Below are 18,629 nucleotides of genomic sequence, written 5' to 3'. Positions count from 1 at the left end.
GCGGGGAGGGTCCGCCCGGTCCCATTCCGAACCCGGTAGCTAAGCTCCCCAGCGCTGATGGTACTGCACTCGCTAGGGTGTGGGAGAGTAAGACACCGCCGACACATACCTTACGAAGCGGGGCAGGTTTGATCCGATCAGGATCAACCTGCCCCGCTTCTTTGCGTCTGACTCGACAAGGTCACGTTCGTCCTTGAGACTTGGCGGCCGGAGTCCGGGCGGAAGGGGCGCGGGAGTGAACGAGGACGAACTCCGATCGTTGCTGGGGAAGCTGACGGTTGAGGAGAAGGCCCGGTTGTTGACCGGTGCTGATTTCTGGACGTTGCACCCCATGCCGAAGATCGGCTTGCGCGGTCTGGTGCTGTCGGACGGCCCGAACGGCGTTCGCGGCACCACCTGGGACGAGCGCGACGCGTCGCTGCTCCTGCCGGTCGCGTCGGGTTTGGCGGCGACGTGGGACCGGGATGCGGTGAAGCGCGCCGGCGAGCTGTTCGGCGACGAGGCGGTCCGGCGTGGCGTTCACGTGGTGCTCGCACCCGCCATCAACCTGCACCGCAGCCCGTTCGGCGGCAGGCATTTCGAGAACTTCTCCGAGGACCCGCTGTTGACCGGCGTCATCGGAGCGCAGATCGTCAAGGGCATCCAGTCGCGCGGTGTGGCCGCGACGCCCAAGCACTACGTGGGCAACGAGAGCGAGACCGAACGCCTCACCTACGACGCGATGATCGACGAGCAGACGCTGCGCGACTGCTACCTGGCCCCGTTCCGGCGGATCGTCGACGACGCCCAGCCGTGGGCGATGATGGCCGCCTACAACTCCGTGAACGGTCACACGATGACCGAGCACTCGGTGCTGGTCAACGACGTCCTGAAGGGCGAGTGGGGCTTCGACGGTGTGCTGGTCTCGGACTGGTTCGCCACCCGCACCTGCGCGGCTGCGGCGAACGGCGGACTCGATCTGGCAATGCCGGGGCCGAGGAGCCCGTGGTCGGATGGCGCTCTGGCGAAGGCCGTCGAGGCCGGTGAGGTCTCCGCGGAGGTCCTCGACGACAAGGTGCTGCGCCTGCTGCGGCTCGCCGATCGCGTGGGCGCTCTCGGCGAGGACGGGACGACGAAGACCCAGGACGGCCCGCCGGAGCAAGCGCGCGCGGTGATCCGCGAGCTGACGGCCCGCGGTTTCGTGCTGCTGCGCAACGAGAAGTCCTTGCTCCCGCTGGACGCCGGCGTGGGCAAGGTCGCCGTGATCGGTGAGAACGCCACCTTCCCGGCGGTGCAGGGCGGAGGTTCCTCGCACGTGAGCCCGCCGCACGTGGTGACGCCGCTGGAGGGGATTCGCAAGGCCTTGCCCGAGGCCGAGGTCCAGCACCAGCGAGGTGTCCGGCACCGCAGGCTGCTCGATCCGATCCCGCGCGATCTGCTCCTGGACCCGCGAGGTGAGGGCAGCGGGCTGCGCGTGGAGTACCTGGACGAGAAGGGCGAGGTGCTCGACGGCGAACTGCGCGGTACCGAGCGGTTGACCTGGCAGTTCGGCGCGCTGCCCGAGGGCACCAGGAAGCTCCGGATGAGCGGTGAGCTGCCGGTCGAGGTCGGCGAGCACGTCTTCGGCGTCAACGGCACCGGGCACTTCCGCGTGGAGGTGTCGGGCCGCGAGGTCCTCACCACCGACGTTCAGGCGGAGGGCGAGGTCACCGATCCGCTGGGCGACATGCTGGCGCCGCCGGAGCAGCGCTTCAACGTGGTGCTGGTCGACTCCGACCTGGATGCGAAGGGCCGCGTCCGGCTGACCGTGGAGTTCACGCCGCTGAAGATCGACGCGGACCTGATCTGCGTGGGTGTCGGGCACCGTTCGGAGCGCTGGGACGATGCGACCGAGATGGAGGCGGCACTGCGGGCAGCGCGCGAGAGCGACGTCGCGGTGGTCGTGGTGGGGACCCACGACGAGGTCGAGACGGAGGGCCGCGACCGGATCTCGCTGGACCTGCCGGGGGCGCAGAACGAGCTGGTCGCGACGGTCCTCGCGGTGAACCCGAACACGGTGGTCGTGGTCAACGCGGGCGGGCCGGTGCTGATGCCGTGGGCGGCGGACGCACCGGCGGTGCTGTGGACGTGGTTCGGTGGCCAGGAGTACGGCGACGCGCTCGCGGACGTCCTGCTGGGGAAGGCGGAGCCGGGCGGCAGGCTGCCGACGACCCTGCCCGCCGAGCTGGCCGACGTGCCGGTGCCGCTGCCCGGTGTGCAACCGGTCGACGGCGAGCTGCGCTACGAGGAGGGGCCGCTGATCGGGTACCGCGCCTACGCGGCTCGCGGCATCACCCCGGGTTTCTGCTTCGGCCACGGGCTCGGTTACACGACCTGGTCCTACGACGAGGCGACGCTCGACGGCGGCGGGGTCGCGGTGAAGCTGCGCAACACCGGTGACCGCGCCGGCCGCGAGGTCGTCCAGGTCTACACCGCGGATCCGTTGCAGTTGGCCGGTTTCGCGGTGGTGACCGCGGAACCGGGCGCCGAGGCGGAGGTGACCGTGGAGGTCGAACCGGGGGAGGGTGATCTGCGGGTCGGGCCCAGCGCAGGCGACCTCCGCCTCGACGTTGGACGTTGAATCACCGCTTGGCGACGAACTTCTCCAGGTCGTCGAGGACCAGGTTGGCGGCGATCGGGCCCAGGCCCAGGTACCAGGTGTCGTCGGGCACCTCGACGGCCTGACCGGAGCGCACCGCGTTCAGCGTGGTCCACTGCACGGAGCGGGTGACCTCGCCCATCTGCTGGCGGGCGTTGTCGCCGTAGGCGGCGTAGAACAGCATGTCGCCGTCGGCCTGCGAGATCTGCTCGCGGCTCAGCTTGGTGAAGGTCTTGTCGCCGAGCTGGTTGTCCGGCCGGTTGAAGCCGGCGTCGGCCAGGACGGTGCCGATGAACGAGCCCTTGTTGTAGAGCCGGATGTCGCCGGGGATGAAGCGCAGCATGCTGACCTTGCGACCGGCGGCCTGCTTGCCGACCTCGGCAGCGCGGCCCTGGTACTCGGCGAGGAGCTTGTCGGCCTCGGCGCGCTTGCCGAGGGCGTCGGCGTCCAGGAGGAAGTTCTCCTTCCACGTCTTGCCGACGGATGCGGCGAAGACGGTGGGAGCGATCTTGCTCAGCGCCTCGTAGTGCTCGTCGTCGCGGGTCTTGCTGGACAGGATCAGGTCGGGCTTTAGGGCTGCGATCTTCTCCATGTTGGGCGAGCCGATGGTGCCCACGATCTCGACGTTGCCGGCCTTCTGGGCCAGGTAGGGCTGGATCTGGGTGTTGGCGTCGGGCAGCACGGTGGCGATCGGCTTCACGCCGAGGGCGAGGACGGAGTCCAGCTCTCCGGTGTCGAGGACGACGACGCGCTGCGGCGTTCCGGTGATGCTGGTCTGACCCTTGGCGTGCTGGATGACGCGGGACTGCGGCGGTGCGGGCTGGTCGGACGCGGGCGTGCCGCAGGCGGCAACTCCCAGCGCGAACACGGCTGACAACGCCGCGAGGAGTCTGCGATGGCGCAGCATAGGGCACCCAATCTGTCGGAATCGTGCAAAAGTTTGGATAGCCTAACCTGGCAAAGCGGTCTCGAACAGACCCACCGCTTGTAATAGTGATCATTAGCAGGGCCAACTGTCAGCGGCTGCTTACCAGGCACTTCGCTACAGCATCATCAGGAACATGTGCGCCATCGCGGCCGAGAGCACCAGTTCGACCAACGAGCGGAGCCGCGGTGGGGGTGTGCGCAGCAGGTCGGTGCCGGCGAACCCGGCCGCGAGCGCGCAGTAGGCCATCAGCGCCCACGCCAGCAGCGGCGCCGCCAGTCCCGGCGTCTGCGACGCGATCGCGACCGGTGCGTGGTGGTGGCCGGCCGCGAGCAGCGGAGCTCCGGCGACGGCGGTCCGCTGGGCGGCGAACATGTAGGCCATCGCCAGCGCTCCGATCGCGTGGCGCAGGTGCGAGCGGTTGCGCAGCCGTGCCGCCCGGAACGCCAGCCAGCAGCCGAAGACCGCGAACGGCGCCGCCAGCAGGGGTGCTTGCACCAGGTGCATCGCGACCATGCCCAGCCCCATCAGCAGCTGCGCGACGTCGACGTGGCAGGGGGTTTCGCGGTTGCGGTGGTGAACGGCGAGCCGAAGCAGCGCGGTTGCCGTCGCCGCGATCACCGACCCGGTCATGACCTGCTCGAACATGACCCTCCACCGCCGCAGGAGCCTGCCGAGGTCGATTGTTCGGGTCTCGAAGCGGTCGAGATACCGCCTTGCGTGCGGAGTTCCGGTGCCGGCGGTGACCCGCCGTGTTCGCGTCCGAAGTGGACGGTCAGCGGGATTCGCGTGGGTGAAGGTGTCCGCGGAGAGCGAGGTGTCGTCGCTGACACCTGCTGGGGCGCAACGGGAGTCCGGTATTGCGCGGAGGTCTCAGAGCGCCTGCCGCCCGGTTTCCTCGTCGAGGTGGGGGTGCGGGGCGGATCGTGAAGATCGGGAGGAATGGAAAGCGAAGTGTCCCCCACCTTCGAAAGGCGGAGGACACTTCGCTGAGTGCGCCAACAGGGACTCGAACCCCGAACCCGCTGATTAAGAGTCAGCTGCTCTGCCAGTTGAGCTATTGGCGCTGGAACTCCCAACGGGTCGCCCCGGCAACGCGAAAAAGATTAGCACGTGCCCGGAACGCCCTGTGCAGCAGGTCCGATGGTGTCCTGGGGCATGCTTCGAGGGTGCGGCGCGGAATTGAGAACGAAAAAAGACCCGCCGGATGGGCGGGCCTTTCTTCGCTGGTGCGCCAACAGGGACTCGAACCCCGAACCCGCTGATTAAGAGTCAGCTGCTCTGCCAGTTGAGCTATTGGCGCTGGCGTGTCCTCCGGGGTTTCCGTCCGGTCTCCCTGGCGACGTCGAAAACATTAGCACGTCTCGGTCAGGGCCCTCCGACAGGGGGTCACCTCGACGGTGGAGCGCAACCCGGGTGGGCCTCCGCGCGTCTGCTGGAGGGTGCGCGGAGTGACTGAAATGCGGCGGACGATGACCCTCCGCATGGGGTCGGTCGCTGCACGCACGGTCGGGCGATTGCGGCACACTGGTCTTCAGGCGCAGGGTGCTTCGGGACGGGACGGATAGTTGCCAATGAGTGAAAGGCGTAACCCGATCGGGTTTTTCTCGCGGGTTGGCCGGCCGACGGCTGGGCTGGTCGTCGGACTGGTGGGGTTGCTGGTCGCCGGGTGCAGCGGCGGCGGGGGTGCGGAAGCCGAGCAGCAGGGGCCGCCGGCCCCGGTGGTGCAGTTCGCGCCGCCGAACGGCGCCAAGGACGTGTCGCCGGCGGACCCGGTGACGGCGAAGGTCAGCGGCGGCCGGATCGTGAACGCGACGCTGACCAATTCCGACGGCAAGCAGGTGCCGGGCCAGGTGACCCCGGACGGGACGAGCTGGACGTCGACCGAGAAGACCGGTTACGGCAAGACCTACACGCTGGCGGTGACGGCTCAGGGCGAGGGCGGCCCGGCCATCACGCAGCAATCGACGTTCACCACGATCGCGCCGAAGTCGCAGTCCTACGTGTCGATGATCCCGCTGGACGGCGAGACCGTGGGGGTCGGTCAGCCGCTGGTGTTCCGCTTCAGCAGCAACGCGCCCGCGCCGGACAAGGCGAAGGCCGAGGCGGCGATCAAGGTGGCCACCGAACCGGCGGTGGAGGGCGCTTTCTACTGGTTCAACAGCCGCGAGGTGCACTGGCGGCCGAGGGACTACTGGCAGGCGGGCACGAAGATCTCGATCCAGGTCGACGCCTACGGCCGTGAGCTGGGCGCGGGCGTGTGGGGCGAGGAGGACCGCAGGGCCACCATCACCATCGGCGATCGCGTGGTGCTCAAGGCGGACGGCGCGTCGCACCGGATGAGCGTGGAGAAGAACGGCCAGGTCATCCGCACGATGCCGGTGTCCCTGGGCAAGCCGGAGTTCCCGTCGAACAACGGGATCCACGTGGTGACCGAGCACCACCGCAAGAAGATGATGGACTCGACGACCTACGGCCTGCCGCTGGAGGCCGGCGGTTACCAGACCGAGGTCGAGTGGGCGGTCCGGATCTCCAACGGCGGCGAGTTCCTGCACGCGGCTCCGTGGTCGGTCGCCGACCAGGGCCACCGCAACGTCAGCCACGGCTGCATCAACATGAGCAACGAGAACGCCGAGTGGGTCTTCAACCTGCTCAAGAAGGGCGACGTGGTCGAGATCACCAATTCAGGCGGTCCCAACCTGCGCTCCTGGGACGGCTTCGGGGACTGGCAAGTCCCCTGGTCAGAATGGCAAAGGGGAAACAAGTAAGAGCACGAGACGAAGCGGCTGCGTCAGACGAGCGACGCAGCCGCTTTCTCTTTGCCCCACCGCCACGGAGTCTTGTCGGTAGAACAGAACCACGGGGCTCGAAAGAAGGCCAGGAAAAGAAAGGAGACCCGCTCCCAGAAAGGAACGGGTCTCCTGAAAAGGGTGAGTGACGGGAATCGAACCCGCGACACCTGGGACCACAACATAGATCGACTGGTTCTGACTGCGGAGCGTAGGCGTATCGTCGCAGGTCATAGCCAGGTCTGGGGCTGACGGTGACCGCGTTTGGCCGACTCCCAGAGACGTTGGGAGTTGCGCCAGCCTCCCAGTTGGCTCCCAGTAGTCGTCCGCGCTCACGCCAGGTCCTGCGTCATTGATCGTCGACCAAGGCAAGCGCGCCCTCGAGGCTTGTAGCGGATCCCTTCGCGGCGTCGCAGGCGGTCACCACAGCTCGTTCGAGGTCTTTGACGTTCTCTACGGAGGTCGGGTCGCGCCCCGCCGCCTTGACGACGTCCGCTTGTTTCAGCGCGTACTCCTGAGCAACCCCTTCAAGGCGGCGGGCGAGCGCGGATTGCTTCTCCGCCGCGACGCGGGACGAGCAGGACGTAGTCGGGTCTACCTCGCCGCCGGCGCGCTCACGCATTCCTCGTCGGCCGGCGACAATCGGCCTGGACCTGCGCTGCTAACGGACGGATGCTCGGAAGGTGCCCGGTGGCAGCCCGGTCCGGTGTTGGAAGAACTTGGCGAAGTTGGTTGGGTCGGCGAAGCCCAGGCGGGTCGCGATCGAAGCCGCGGGCAGGTCGGCGTGCGCGAGCAGTCGTTTCGCCTCGAGGGTGACCCGGCGGTCGATGAACTCCTTGGCGCCGACACCGGCCGCAGCCTGGGTCGCCCGGCTCAGCGTGCGGGCGGAGTAGCCGAGCGCGACGGCGTAGTCCGCAACCTGCCGAGTGCGGGCGAAGTCGCGTTCGACCAGGGCGCGGAACCGGACGAAGGTGGTGTCGGCCGCGCTCACCGGCTGAGCGCACAGCGCTGCCACCCGCACCGCGACGACGGCGAGCAGATTGCGCAGAACGTCGCGCCGGAAATCCACCGGCAGGCCTCCCGCGTCGGTGAACTCCGCGGCCAGGTGAGCGAGGGCCCGCTGCAGCGCGACCGTGCCGGGGTCCGCGGCCGAGGCGACGGCGCGGCCGAACGGGTCGTCCAGCCGTGCGGCGGCCGCAGTCGCCGGATCGACCGAACTGGCTTGGAACAGGGCCAGCACGCCGTCGGCCTCGGTCAGGTCGCCGAACTGCTGGACCTGCCCCGGCCGCACCCACAGGACGGAACCCGCGGCGACCTGGTATGCGGTGAAGTCCACGCTGTGCTGCAGCGTGCCGCGGGTTACCGCCAAGAGCAGGTGGAACTCCGGCCGCTGAGGTGCACTCAGGTCTACGGAGCCCGCGCGGGCGCGGGCCGCCAGATCGGCGAACGTCACCACCTCGAGCCCGGGCAGCGGCGTGGCCTCGGGCGGCGCGAACCCGATCAACGGGATCGGATGTCTGTTTTTCACCATGACTGGTCGGCATTCTACCTGTCCCAACGCTCAGATCGACGGAAAACTACAAACACGACCCCCCAAGAAGGAGTAGAAATGGCAAACATCGCCGTCTTCGGAGCCAACGGAACCATCGGGAGCCGCATCGTGGCGGAAGCCCTGAGCCGCGGACACCAGGTCACCGCGGTCGTCCGGAACCCGGCCAAGATCAGCACGGACCACGAGAACCTGACGGTCAGCGAGGGCAACGTGCTCGACGCCGCCTCGGTGGTGACCGCAGCCAAGGGCCAGGACGTGCTGGTCAGCGCCGTCGGTGGCGACGACGGCCCGGGCACCATCGCCACGATCAAGCCCTCGGCCGAGGCTCTGGTGGCCGGCCTCCGCTCGCTGGGCGCGGACGCACCCCGGCTGATCGCCGTCGGCGGCGCCGGCTCGCTGCGCACCCCGGACGGCAAGCAGGTGTGGGACGCCGAGGGCCTGCCCGAGTTCCTGCTGCAGATCATGCACGCACACGGCGACGCACTCGACTACTACCGCACGGTCTCCGACGTCGAGTGGACCAACGCCACCCCACCCGCCACCATCGAGCCGGGCGATCGCACCGGGACCTACCGCACGGCCACCGACGACCTGCTGACCGACCACGCCGGGGAAAGCCGCATCTCCACCGAAGACTTCGCCGTCGCGGTCGTCGACGAGATCGAACGGCCACAGCACACCGGCCGCCGATTCACCGTCGCCTACTGAACCCGCGCACCGACCAGCCGCAAGACAGTGCCGAGCGGCGCGAAGCGGCGTCTGCCTTTGCTACGGCCGCGCATGCTCTGGCGTTGATCGAGCATGCGGAAGCGCTGGAGGAGCACAGCAGGCGGCGGTGACAGTCAAAGCCCCTGTTCTCACCAGAATTTCCGGGCGAGAACAGGGGCTTTTCTACGCTCGCATTACCCTCGCTGGATGCCCTGCAGCTGCTCAAGGTAGGCGTCGGCTTCCGGCTCGCCCTCGTAGCGATCCTTCAGCACCTGAGCCAGATCCTGCGAGTGCATGGCCAACGAGGGCAGCGACTTTCGGTCCCCCTCGAGTGCCCGCCGGCCATAGCCGATGGCCTCGTCGAGGTTGCCCTCCCGTGCCGCCACGACTCCGAGCGTGACCTGTGCCTCCGCGATTCGCATCGGCCACCGCTCGTGGCCCTGGAAATCGGTGCTAGCTCGGATCACTTCCTCGGACAGTTCACGGGCCAGGCGGTTCTCCCCGACCTGGCGGTAGCAGTCCATCGCGTAGAAGTCGTACTTCGACGGGTCGACCATGAAGTGGTTCTCGACGTTGTCGGGGTACGGCATCTGATCGAGGAGAACGCGGCCGTGCTCAAGGGTTTTCAGCATTTCGTCGTTGCGACCCATGCGCGCAAGCGCCTTGGCCTTCTGGGCGACGAGCTGGACTGACACGCTGTGGTTACCCGCCGCGGCTTCGCCGCCATCCGCCGCTGCGATAACGCCCCGATAGTCGCCGGAGGTCAGAGCGAACCAAGCGCGCATCTCATGCGCCCAACCGAGGATTCCTGAGCTACCGACCTCTTGGCCGAGGCTTAGCGCGGACCGGCGCGTCGCCTCTGCTGCCTGGCGTTGGCCGAGGTCGTATTCGAGGCAGCCAACCAGCAGCGCGAGCCAGCCAGCCAGCTCGAGCGTCTCGCGGCGCTGGCTGAAGCTCAGCCGCTGTTCCTGCATCTCGACCAATCGCCGCAGCCACTGCTGCCCTTCGCGAATCAGGTCCTGCGGGGGCATCCGCGCGTACTCAGAGCACAGCTTGTCGACCGTGATCCGGACCGCCTGAAGCGTCGCTTCGTTGACGTCCGATGCCGACAGCCGGCTCATGATGTCGAGCGTGTTCATGCCGGTGGCGGTGACTAGCTCAAGGCCGTCCGTGGCCCGCTGCTGCGGCGGGAATAGCGAAGCGGTGACCGTGCCCAGGGTCGCGGCTATCACCGATGCGTAGAAGCTTCCGGGCTTGTTTTCGCCGCGCTCCCACGCCTTCCAGCGGCGCAGAAGGTGATCGGTATCGGGAAGTTCCTTGTCGGAGTGCGTCCGCATCTGCTCAGCGGCTTCAAGCTGGGTCCAGCCGCGCGCCTCGCGCATTGAGCGGATGCGTCGCGCCCAGGTCGGCAGGTCCTCGCTCATCCGGCCTCCTCGGTGGTGTGCCCGCCTCACCAGTGTGGCATCGGGAGAAGCGCCGGTGGGGGTGTCAAGGAAGGTGATGCGCGCTTATCACCTCGTCCCTCTCGTCACACCTGTCCCAACACTGTCAGCAGCCCCATGCCTGCGGCGATCGTGGAAACACGGCAACAGCAGGCGAACGAGGAGGGGTTGAAATGGCAAAGCAGCAGATGCCGGTGATGCCGAAGGCCGGCGGCGGTTTGCTCGGAAAGCTGGTCGGGACCCTGGTGGTCCTGGCGCTGCTCGTGTTGGTGGTGAAGCACCCCGCCGCGGCCGCCACGATGGTTCAGGGGCTGTTCGGGCTCTTGGGCGGCGCGGTTGAGGGCCTGGTTGCGTTCTTCACGCTGCTGGGGCAGCAGTGAGTTGCGCGTCAGCCCTGAGGCAGCCGCTTCTCGATGCTGGTCAAGCGCTCGTTGATGACTTCGAGTCGGTCGAGGACTTCGGCCAGCATCGAGGCGGCATCCGGGGCGGCTTCTTCGTCCTGCGGCTCGTCGAGGGCTTCCCGCCGAACCCATGCGCCTTCGCCCTTGCGGCTGACGATCAGGCCTTCGTCGCGGAGCACTGCGAGCGCGCTCTTCACCGTGCCGAGTGCCACGTCATACCTGCTCACGAGGTCGGACTGCCTGGGCAGGCGCTGGCCAGCCGCGAGCTCTCCGGAACGGATCTCCGACCGGAGGTCGTCGGCGATCTGCTGGTAGGGCGGTCGGGGGTCATCTGGGTCGACTTTTCCCATGTCACAGAGGGTACAAGGCTGCGCAAGCTAGGGAAGATAGACAACATAGCCTTGACTAGGTTGACTAAGTCTTCTAACGTTTCTCGTGTCTCGGTTGTTGCAGAGTTCCGAATCCTTCAGCCGGACATGACAAAGCCCCGGCCAGTGCGGGCACACCGACCGGGGCAAGACATCTCAGTTTTGGAGACCGAAGATGCAGTTTGAGGGTAGCCGGATGTACCGCGTGAAGGCAGTGGCCGAAGCGCTCGACGTATCCGTGAACACCATCTATCGCGCGATCGACTCTGGCGCACTCAAGGCGCTGAAGATTGGCAACGGCAAGGGCGCAGTGCGGATTCCCGGCTCGGCCCTGAACGCCTACCTCGGCAATTGCGCCCTGGGCGCCGACGAGGGGGCGATCGCATGACCCGCCAGGAGCGAATTGAGCGGCACGACGCCCTGTACAAGCTGCTGACGGCGCTGCCGGGGGCTGACTTCGGTGCGGTGCCGGAGTGCGCGGAGACCGACCCGGAGGTGTTTTTCCCGGAACCGGGCCGTGTGGACCTGGCTCGGCGGGCGATCGCGATCTGCGAGCGCTGCCCGGTGCGGGAGGCCTGCCTGGAGAAGGCGTTGCAGAACGGCGAGCTCGGGATCTGGGGCGGCACGACCGAGACACAGCGCCGGAAGATCCGCGCCCAGCGTCGTCGGGCGGCCCAGCAGGGCCGGGAAGCGGCGTGATGGTCGAGGGGCCGGCCTACATGCGGTTCGCCGACGCGCTGTGCTCGGAGCATCAGGAGCGGATCACTCGGACCGGGTTCTGGGTGCCGGAGCTGCCGTTGGGCAACGGGCTGGATGTCAGCGCGTGCCAGGCCTGCATCGCTCGGGTCAACAAGCAGGTCGCCGTGTCTGGGCCTGGCTTGGAGATCCGGGGCGGGATGGGCCAGTGGCTGCCGTCCGACCAGGCGCGGGAGTACGCGGCGGTCCACGAGGCCGGGCACGCGGTGGTCGGCGTGACGCTGGGCATGAAGCCCCTGCAGGCGTCCCTCAGTGGCGAGGGCGGCCAGGTCGACTGGGACACCGAAAGCCTGGGGCGCCTGGACAGCGCGGTCGACCGGCACAACTACGCGGCCTTGATGGTGGCCGGGGCCGTGGCCAGCAAGCAGTGGCTGGCCCACCAGGGCCTGGACACACCGGCCAACCGGCTCGACGCGGCCCAGAGCGGCTTCAGTGACCTGCTCACGCTGCAGACAGCCCTGGGCGAGTTCGCCGACGTGCCCAAGCTGATCGCCGTCGCCTCACCAGCCGTTGACCAGCTCCTTGCTGACAGCTGGCCGCAGGTCATGGCAATCGCCAAGCAGCTGCAGGACAGGACCCACCTCAGCGGTGAGGAGCTCAACGCCCTCATGGACGCGCCGCCCCGTGAGCGGAACGAGGCGCAGTCGGCGGGCCAGCAGGCCCCCACCAAGGCCGCGGCGACCTCGAAGTCGACGCGCAGCACGAAAACAGCACCCACCACATCAATCGGAGGAACCGGAATGTCGCTGATCGATCAGGCGCGCACGACCCTCGCGGGCACTCAGGAGCGCGGCAACTACATCTTGGGCGCGCTGCGGCAGGCCCAGCTTGACCTCGAGACCAACGCCACCGAGGTCGCCGGAGTCAGCACCGAAGCCCAGACCCCGATGGAGATCGCGGGCATCTACCGCCAGGCGCTGGAGCAGATCGACCAGGTGATGGGCCTGGTTTCACAGGCCGCTACCAGCACTGAGGCCTACGCGGTCTCGCTGCAGGGCTGACCAGGAAGGAAGTCACGTGATGCGGACGCACACCTACAGCGACGGCAAGGGACATCTCGTCATCGAGAACGTCAACGACGCCGGCCGGGTCATCTCCCGAACCGTGCTGCCCGAGGGCACTCCAGTCCACACCGGATCCGACGACGTCCAGGTCGACAACAGCGGCGACCAGGACTGAGGGGGAGGGGAGCTCATGTCGCTGGTGAAGATGGCCGCCGCGGTCGGGCTGGCCGCCGCGATGGCCTCCGGGCAAGGCGGATGCCAGGCCCCTCAGCCCGAGGCGCAGCACAACAGCCAGGTGCAGCCCGAACAGGCCGCCCCACAGCAGCCGCTGCCGGAGCTGGTCGCACCGGCCGAGGACGACATGTTCGGCGGGTTCCCCGTGGAGCCGGGCACGAACGAGGCCGTGCTCTGCGAGAACGGCCGGGTCGTCGACTACTGGCCCCACCAGGAGTGGAAGAGGGCCAAGGCACCTGCCGAATGCGTCGAGGAAGACCAGGCGGCCGACTGGGTCGCCGAGCAGGCCAACGAGCTGGACAACACCGACAGCGAGTGGAGGAACCCATGAGCGACAAGGACGTCTGGCACACCTTCGCCCGCAAGTCCTGGTGGGACGGGTCCGCGGTCTTCCTGTGCGGCTTCCGTGCCCCGGCCGGCAACTGGGTCAGCGAGAACTGGTTCCTGCCCAAGACCGGCAAGGACTGCCCGAAGTGCGAAGCCATCAAGAACAACCGCAGGTAGGGCCGCCCCGGCCCAGCAGTCACTCCGCCAAGAACTTCTGCTGGGCCGGGTTCCCCACCCGAACCAATCCGGAAAGGGAACTTCTGATGCTAGAGAACCTGTTCAACCTCGGTGCGCGTGGCGTGCTGCTGCTGGCCACGGTGGCCGGTGTGCTGGCCGTCGCCGCCCTGGTTGTGACCTGGCGGGCGGTGTTGCCCGCCCTGCTGATCGGCCTGCTGGCCATCTCAAGCGGCGTGGTCCGCACGGTGGCGCTGGCCGGATTCCTGCTGATCGTCGTGCTGCGCGGACTGATGCTCGCCCTGGATCGGGCCGGAGCGGCAGTGCCCGCGCCGCGTCTCCGGAAGGGGGTGCCGGCATGAGCACCGAAGTCGCTCGCATCGAGGACTACCGGCCGCACCGCTCGGGCATCTACCTGCCCGCCACCGCCACTGAAACTGAGCAGGCCGCGGTGACCGAGCCGATCCCGGCCATCACCGCGCCCGCCACCGAGCAGCTGGAGGCGGACGTGCCCGCCACGAACGCCGACCCCGAGGAGCTGGGCCGCACCCGGCGGGTGCTGGAGCTGGAGCGCGAGGTTGCCGAGCGGGAGCACCTGGCGGCGCTGCAGGCCCAGCACGCCGAAACCCACGTCGAATCGCCGAAGACCCTCAAGCTGCGGCAGGCCTCCCGCGATGCCGAGGACAAGCGCCGCGAGCTGGCCAACCCCGCCCGCATCGCTCTGCGGGATGCCCGGGCGCAGCTGTGGGCCAACATCGTCGGGTTCCTGGCGGCGCTGATCGCTCTGGGCTGGTCGACCGCCAACGTCCAGCACACCGCCGCACTCGGCGTGCAGCACGGCACCGCGGGCTGGTGGCTGGCGTGGGGTGTTGAGCCGCTGATTTCCGCGACCCTGCTGACCGTCATGGGCTCCACGGCCTACCTGGCCACCCGCCAGGTCACCGTGAACGACCCGTGGGTGACGGCAGCGAAGTGGATCCCGCTGGTCTACACCGTGGTTCTGAACTGCTGGACTAGCCTGCCGGCCGGGCTGATCGCCCACCCGGCGATGGAGCTGCTGCGTGGCCTGATCGTGCACTCGGTCGGCCCGGCGATGGTCGTGCTGCTCGTGCACACCCTGCCGGTGCTGTGGGCGGCCTACATCGGCCTGCACACCCGCGAAACCAACCCGGCCAGCCGGGGCGTTCAGAACGGCTCTGAACAGCCGGAATCGACTCCGTCCACGGTCGATCTCGACCGCGCCCGCCAGCTGCTGGCCGTGGTGCGTCCCGCCTACCGCGCAGGGCACGTCTCCGGCGGCGTGACCTCGATCCGCAACTACCTCAAAGACCAGGGCCACCGCGTCGGCGCCCCGACCGGGCAGTGGATCCGCGACGCCCTCAAGCGCGAACAGGAGGTGAGCGCGTGATGAGCACCCCCAACGAACAGCACCTCGACCGCGACGCCGAGATCATCACCTTCCCCGGCTCCCAGGAGCAGGACTCGGAGCCGGTGCAGGCCACCGCCGAACGCCTCACCGAGGCTGTGACCAGCACTGATGAGGTTGTTGACGCCGAGCTGGTGGAGCCTTCCACCGAGGTCGCGCCGCGTAAGCCGGTGGTGCCTCCGGCGCTGGCCAGCAAGGCGAGTGCTGCGGCTCCGGTGGTGAAAGACGCTGGTCTGACGGTGCTTCGGCACTCCTACTTCCTGGTTGCCGGGGCGTGGGACACCTTCTCGACGACCTACGGGCGTTGGACCGGCCGCGACATCGACGCCCAGATCGCCGCGGCGCAGGCCGCTGGTGAGCACGCGGTGGCCGCTGACCTGCTGCGCCAGCGCGCGGAGAGCAAGAAGCTGTTCCTGGAGCGCCTGAAGGTCTGGGGCCAGTTCCTCAAGCACCTGCCCATCGGCCTGGCCGGCCTCGTGGGCGCGGTATTCGGGATCGTGTTCGTGGCCTCGATCATCGCCGCCTTGCAGCCGGGCGGGCTCGGTTTCACCGACGTGTGGTCCGGGTTCTTCTCGGCTCTGAACAGCGGTTTCGAGTTCGTGGCCTGGGCGGCGACCTGGTCGCCGTGGGCCGGGCTGGCCGTGCTGCTCGGGGTGCTGGGCTCGGGCTACAACAAGCGCCGCCACCGCCAGGCCGTGCCCGCGTTCCTGGCCGCCCCCGGCAGCGGTGTCGGTGAGGTCGAGGTGACCCCCAGCGTGGTCGTCTCGGCGCTGCGCAGGGCTGGGATTCCGGCGCTGCGGCGGGCGATCGAGAACATGGACGAGCACCAGCGTGCCGCGATGCTCTCGCCGATCCGCCTGGCCGGGTGTGGTGTCGAGGTCGATGTGACCCTGCCGACCAGCGGGGACACCACGGTGACCACCGAGCAGATCCGCGCCAAGCGCCGCGCGCTGGCCGAAGGTCTGGGCCGTCACGAGCACGAGGTGTTCATCACCAAGGCCGAGGCCGCCCGCACGGTGCGGTTCTGGATCGCCGACTCCGGCGCCCTGGATGAGCCGATCGGTGAATCTCCGCTGGTCGGAGACGGTTTCGACAAGGCCGACGTGTTCTCGGGCAAGGCGCCGTGGGGTGTGACCCTGCGCGGGGCGCCGTTCCTGCTCAAGCTCTGGCAGTGCCACCTGCTGATCACCGGCCTGTCCAACCAGGGCAAGACCGCCGCGCTGCGCTCGCTGCTGCTGTGGCTGCTGCTGGACCCCTCGGTGGAGGTGCACCTGGCCGACCTCAAGGGCGTGGGCGACTACAACATGCTCAAGCCCCTGGTCAGCAGCTACATCGCCGGTCCCACCGACGAGCACGTCGCCGAGGCCACGGTGATGCTGGAGTGGGCCGTCGGGGAGATGAACCGGCGCATCGAGGAGATCGAGGCCAACGCCGACGCCTACCCCAACGGCATCACCGCCGCGCTCTCGCGTGATGTGACCAGCGGTTTCCACCCGATCGTGCTGGTCGTCGACGAGGCCCAGGTCGCCTACGAGTGCCCCGCCAAGGACGACGACGGCCTGCCGCTGGGCGGGTCGAAGGCCACCAGCCGGTTCTTCAACGCGGTCCGCAAGATCCAGAACCAGGGCCGGGCGGTGAACGTGACGTTCTGGCAGGGCACCCAGGACCCCACCAACGAAAACCTCCCGATCCGCGCCCGCAATGGTGCCCACGTCCGCGCCTCGCTGGTCGTGGCCACCGAGTCCCAGTCCCGCATGGCCCTGGGTGACGCCGCCGTCGACGCAGGTGGCGCGGCCCCGCACGAGCTGCGCCAAGGCAAGGACAAGGGCGTGCTGGTGGTCAAGGACGCCGACAACACCATCGAAACCGTCCGCACCCACTTCATCGACGGCACCAGCGCCGAGCAGGTCGCCGAACGCGCCCGCATCGTGCGCGCCGGCACCCGCTTCCACCGCACCGAACCCGCCGAGCAGCAGCGCGATCTGCTCGACGACGTCGCGACCGTCCTGGAGGACGCCGACAAGGTCAAGGCCACAGACGTCGTCGCCCGGCTACGCAAGCTCGCCCCCGACCACCGGGCCTACCAGGCCCTGGACGGCACCAAGCTCAAAGACCAGCTCGCCACGCTCGGCGTGGAGGTCAAGAAGGCCGACGGCATCCCCACCGTGTACACGCACCGTGTTCACACCGCCCTCGCCGCCCGCGAGGGAGGGAGCGAGACCAGCTAGCCCAAACACCGCCCCACACGCGGTGTCCCAGGCGCCGCAACACCCCGGCTCCCTGACTCCCTTCCAGCTCAAACCACCAGCTCAACCCCAGGGAACGCGCCAAGGGGCCGCCACAGGGAATTCTCCCTTGCCCCACCCGAATTCCCTCCCGCCTCCCTCGCCGTTCCCTTCCCCCAACACGCCCCAAAACAGCTACGCACAGTGACTTTTGGAGGATTCGTGCTCACGCTCACCGACTTGTTCTGCGGCGCCGGTGGCTCCGCGCTCGGCGCGACCGCGGTGCCCGGGATCGGGTTGACGATCGCGGCGAATCACTGGCAGCTGGCGGTGGATTCCCACGCGGCGAACTTCCCGGAGGCCGCGCACGACTGCGCCGACATCTCCCAGGTCGATGTCCGCCGCTACCCCTCGACGGATCTGCTGTGGGCCAGCCCGGAGTGCACCAACCACTCGATCGCCCAGGGCCGCAAGCGCGCCGCCCAGCCGGACCTGTTCGGCGAGACCCTGCCGACGGAGGCGGCCGAGCGGTCCCGGGCGACGATGTGGGACGTCCCGCGCTTCGCCGAGTACCACGGCTACCGCGCGATCGTGGTCGAGAACGTGGTCGACGCCGGGAAGTGGTCGATGTGGCCGGCATGGCTGCACGCCATGCAGTGCTTGGGCTATCGGCATCAGCTGGTGTTCCTCAACTCCATGCACGCCCCGACCATCAACGCCCCGCGCGCCCCGCAGTCCCGCGACCGCCTCTACGTCGTCTTCACCCGCGAGGGAGACCCGGAACCGGAGGTGCAGCCGCGTCCGCTGGCCTGGTGCCCGGCCTGCGAGCGCGACGTGGCGGCGGTGCAGGTGTTCAAGAACGGCAAGGCGTGGGGCCGCTACCGCTCGCAGTACGTCTACCGGTGCCCGACCGCTCGCTGCCACATCGACGTCGAGCCCTACGCGCTGCCCGCGGCTTCGGCGATCGACTGGTCGCTGCCCGGTCAACGCATCGGCGACCGCGACCGGCCCCTGAAGGCCGCGACGCTGCGGCGGATCGAGGAAGGCCTGCGCCGCTACGCCAGCGTGCCGCAGCTGGTGCCCTCCGGCGGCACGTGGAACGTGTCCGGAACGCCGGTCACCGACCCGTTCCGCACGCGCACCACCCGGGAAACCGAGGGCCTGCTGGTGCCGGTCGAGGGCCGCGAAGGCAAGTCCGCGCGCCCGTCGTGGGAGCCGTTGCGGACCCAGACCGGCCGCAACGAGACCGCGCTGGTGGTGCCGTACTACAGCAACGGCACGGCCCGTCCGGCCGGTGAGCCGCTGTCCACGGTCACCACCCACGACCGCCACGGCCTGGCCTTCGTCGCCGAGCTCCGGGGCGGCGGGTCCAGCGCGCGGCACATCTCCCAGCCCCTGGCCACGGTCACGGCCAACGGCAACCACCACGGCCTGGTCCACACCGAGACCACCCGGCGACCGATCGGCGTGGAGGACTGCCAGTTCCGGATGCTGCAGCCCGCCGAGATCCAGCGCGCGATGGCCTTCCGCGACACCTACGCGGTCCTGGGAACCCGGCGCGAACGCGTCCGCCAGCTCGGCAACGCCGTCACCCCACCCGCCGCCGAACACCTCCTGGCCGCCGTCACCCGAGCCCTCGGCCACACCCCGGCCACCGCCACCGAGAAGACGGCGGCCTGAA

The 18,629-nt window shown here is 68.7% G+C and carries 20 protein-coding genes, 2 tRNA genes and 1 rRNA gene; 15 read left to right on the top strand and 8 right to left on the bottom strand.

Annotated features, from left to right (window positions below; genetic code table 11):
* Positions 1-104: ribosomal RNA gene (rrf, locus tag R4I43_RS11760) — 5S ribosomal RNA — on the top strand; the annotation flags it as partial.
* Positions 105-235: 131 nt separating this feature from the next.
* A complete protein-coding gene (locus R4I43_RS11755) occupies positions 236-2,599 on the top strand; it encodes a glycoside hydrolase family 3 C-terminal domain-containing protein (RefSeq protein WP_324265610.1) in 2,364 nt (787 codons plus the stop codon).
* Between the two features lies 1 nt (position 2,600).
* Here R4I43_RS11755 and R4I43_RS11750 read toward each other — a convergent pair whose 3' ends face one another.
* From R4I43_RS11750 to R4I43_RS11735, 4 genes are all read right to left on the bottom strand, one after another.
* Positions 2,601-3,485 carry an ABC transporter substrate-binding protein gene (locus R4I43_RS11750; protein ID WP_324265626.1) on the bottom strand — a complete coding sequence of 295 codons (885 nt, stop codon included), beginning with the start codon at positions 3,483-3,485 and terminating at the stop codon, positions 2,601-2,603.
* A gap of 174 nt (positions 3,486-3,659) precedes the next feature.
* Entirely contained in the window at positions 3,660-4,190 is a 531-nt protein-coding gene (locus R4I43_RS11745; RefSeq protein WP_324265609.1) for a DUF5134 domain-containing protein, read from the bottom strand.
* A 346-nt stretch (positions 4,191-4,536) separates the two neighbouring features.
* Positions 4,537-4,609, bottom strand: a tRNA-Lys gene (locus R4I43_RS11740).
* A gap of 160 nt (positions 4,610-4,769) precedes the next feature.
* Positions 4,770-4,845: transfer RNA gene (locus tag R4I43_RS11735), tRNA-Lys, on the bottom strand.
* Between the two features lie 271 nt (positions 4,846-5,116).
* Between R4I43_RS11735 and R4I43_RS11730 the strand changes: the two genes are divergently transcribed.
* Positions 5,117-6,310: a L,D-transpeptidase gene (locus R4I43_RS11730; protein WP_324265608.1), complete on the top strand. Its 1,194-nt coding sequence runs from the start codon at positions 5,117-5,119 to the stop codon at positions 6,308-6,310.
* A gap of 370 nt (positions 6,311-6,680) precedes the next feature.
* On the opposite strand, the gene R4I43_RS11725 is transcribed toward R4I43_RS11730, so the two are convergent.
* The gene (locus R4I43_RS11725; RefSeq protein ID WP_324265607.1) at positions 6,681-6,953 is read right to left on the bottom strand and encodes a hypothetical protein; all 273 of its coding nucleotides are present in this window, start codon (positions 6,951-6,953) and stop codon (positions 6,681-6,683) included.
* A 39-nt stretch (positions 6,954-6,992) separates the two neighbouring features.
* On the bottom strand, positions 6,993-7,862 hold the full coding sequence (locus tag R4I43_RS11720) for an AraC family transcriptional regulator (RefSeq protein ID WP_324265606.1): 870 nt from the start codon (positions 7,860-7,862) through the stop codon (positions 6,993-6,995).
* A gap of 78 nt (positions 7,863-7,940) precedes the next feature.
* On the opposite strand from R4I43_RS11720, the gene R4I43_RS11715 reads away from it, so the two are divergent.
* Positions 7,941-8,591 (top strand): NAD(P)-dependent oxidoreductase, encoded by a 651-nt coding sequence (locus R4I43_RS11715; protein WP_324265605.1) that lies wholly within the window; start codon positions 7,941-7,943, stop codon positions 8,589-8,591.
* A 194-nt stretch (positions 8,592-8,785) separates the two neighbouring features.
* On the opposite strand, the gene R4I43_RS11710 is transcribed toward R4I43_RS11715, so the two are convergent.
* Positions 8,786-10,015 (bottom strand): helix-turn-helix domain-containing protein, encoded by a 1,230-nt coding sequence (locus R4I43_RS11710; protein ID WP_324265604.1) that lies wholly within the window; start codon positions 10,013-10,015, stop codon positions 8,786-8,788.
* A gap of 191 nt (positions 10,016-10,206) precedes the next feature.
* On the opposite strand from R4I43_RS11710, the gene R4I43_RS11705 reads away from it, so the two are divergent.
* The gene (locus tag R4I43_RS11705; RefSeq protein ID WP_324265603.1) at positions 10,207-10,413 is read left to right on the top strand and encodes a hypothetical protein; all 207 of its coding nucleotides are present in this window, start codon (positions 10,207-10,209) and stop codon (positions 10,411-10,413) included.
* Between the two features lie 8 nt (positions 10,414-10,421).
* On the opposite strand, the gene R4I43_RS11700 is transcribed toward R4I43_RS11705, so the two are convergent.
* On the bottom strand, positions 10,422-10,784 hold the full coding sequence (locus R4I43_RS11700; protein ID WP_324265602.1) for a GntR family transcriptional regulator: 363 nt from the start codon (positions 10,782-10,784) through the stop codon (positions 10,422-10,424).
* Positions 10,785-10,977: 193 nt separating this feature from the next.
* Between R4I43_RS11700 and R4I43_RS11695 the strand changes: the two genes are divergently transcribed.
* The 10 genes from R4I43_RS11695 (at position 10,978) to R4I43_RS11650 (ending at position 18,628) form a co-directional block, all read left to right on the top strand.
* Complete coding sequence (locus R4I43_RS11695) at positions 10,978-11,190, top strand: helix-turn-helix domain-containing protein (RefSeq protein ID WP_324265601.1); 213 nt, start codon at positions 10,978-10,980, stop codon at positions 11,188-11,190.
* The gene (locus R4I43_RS11690; RefSeq protein WP_324265600.1) at positions 11,187-11,501 is read left to right on the top strand and encodes a WhiB family transcriptional regulator; all 315 of its coding nucleotides are present in this window, start codon (positions 11,187-11,189) and stop codon (positions 11,499-11,501) included. Before R4I43_RS11695 ends, R4I43_RS11690 begins: the two co-directional genes overlap by 4 nt.
* Positions 11,501-12,559 (top strand): hypothetical protein, encoded by a 1,059-nt coding sequence (locus R4I43_RS11685; protein ID WP_324265599.1) that lies wholly within the window; start codon positions 11,501-11,503, stop codon positions 12,557-12,559. The genes R4I43_RS11690 and R4I43_RS11685 overlap by 1 nt, the downstream gene beginning before the upstream one ends.
* Positions 12,560-12,575: 16 nt before the next feature.
* Positions 12,576-12,737 carry a hypothetical protein gene (locus R4I43_RS11680; RefSeq protein ID WP_324265598.1) on the top strand — a complete coding sequence of 54 codons (162 nt, stop codon included), beginning with the start codon at positions 12,576-12,578 and terminating at the stop codon, positions 12,735-12,737.
* A gap of 15 nt (positions 12,738-12,752) precedes the next feature.
* A complete protein-coding gene (locus R4I43_RS11675) occupies positions 12,753-13,127 on the top strand; it encodes a hypothetical protein (RefSeq protein WP_324265597.1) in 375 nt (124 codons plus the stop codon).
* Positions 13,124-13,300 carry a hypothetical protein gene (locus R4I43_RS11670; RefSeq protein ID WP_324265596.1) on the top strand — a complete coding sequence of 59 codons (177 nt, stop codon included), beginning with the start codon at positions 13,124-13,126 and terminating at the stop codon, positions 13,298-13,300. Before R4I43_RS11675 ends, R4I43_RS11670 begins: the two co-directional genes overlap by 4 nt.
* An 86-nt stretch (positions 13,301-13,386) precedes the next feature.
* Positions 13,387-13,659: a hypothetical protein gene (locus R4I43_RS11665; protein WP_324265595.1), complete on the top strand. Its 273-nt coding sequence runs from the start codon at positions 13,387-13,389 to the stop codon at positions 13,657-13,659.
* Entirely contained in the window at positions 13,656-14,705 is a 1,050-nt protein-coding gene (locus R4I43_RS11660; RefSeq protein WP_324265594.1) for a hypothetical protein, read from the top strand. The genes R4I43_RS11665 and R4I43_RS11660 overlap by 4 nt, the downstream gene beginning before the upstream one ends.
* Positions 14,705-16,951 carry an FtsK/SpoIIIE domain-containing protein gene (locus R4I43_RS11655; RefSeq protein WP_324265593.1) on the top strand — a complete coding sequence of 749 codons (2,247 nt, stop codon included), beginning with the start codon at positions 14,705-14,707 and terminating at the stop codon, positions 16,949-16,951. The genes R4I43_RS11660 and R4I43_RS11655 overlap by 1 nt, the downstream gene beginning before the upstream one ends.
* Positions 16,952-17,170: 219 nt before the next feature.
* On the top strand, positions 17,171-18,628 hold the full coding sequence (locus R4I43_RS11650; protein ID WP_324265592.1) for a DNA cytosine methyltransferase: 1,458 nt from the start codon (positions 17,171-17,173) through the stop codon (positions 18,626-18,628).
* The last annotated feature ends 1 nt before the right edge of the window (position 18,629 follow it).

This window comes from Saccharopolyspora mangrovi, from assembly GCF_035320975.1.
Classification (GTDB): Bacteria; Actinomycetota; Actinomycetes; order Mycobacteriales; family Pseudonocardiaceae; genus Saccharopolyspora; species Saccharopolyspora mangrovi.
This window is presented reverse-complemented; position numbering and strand designations above follow the sequence as displayed.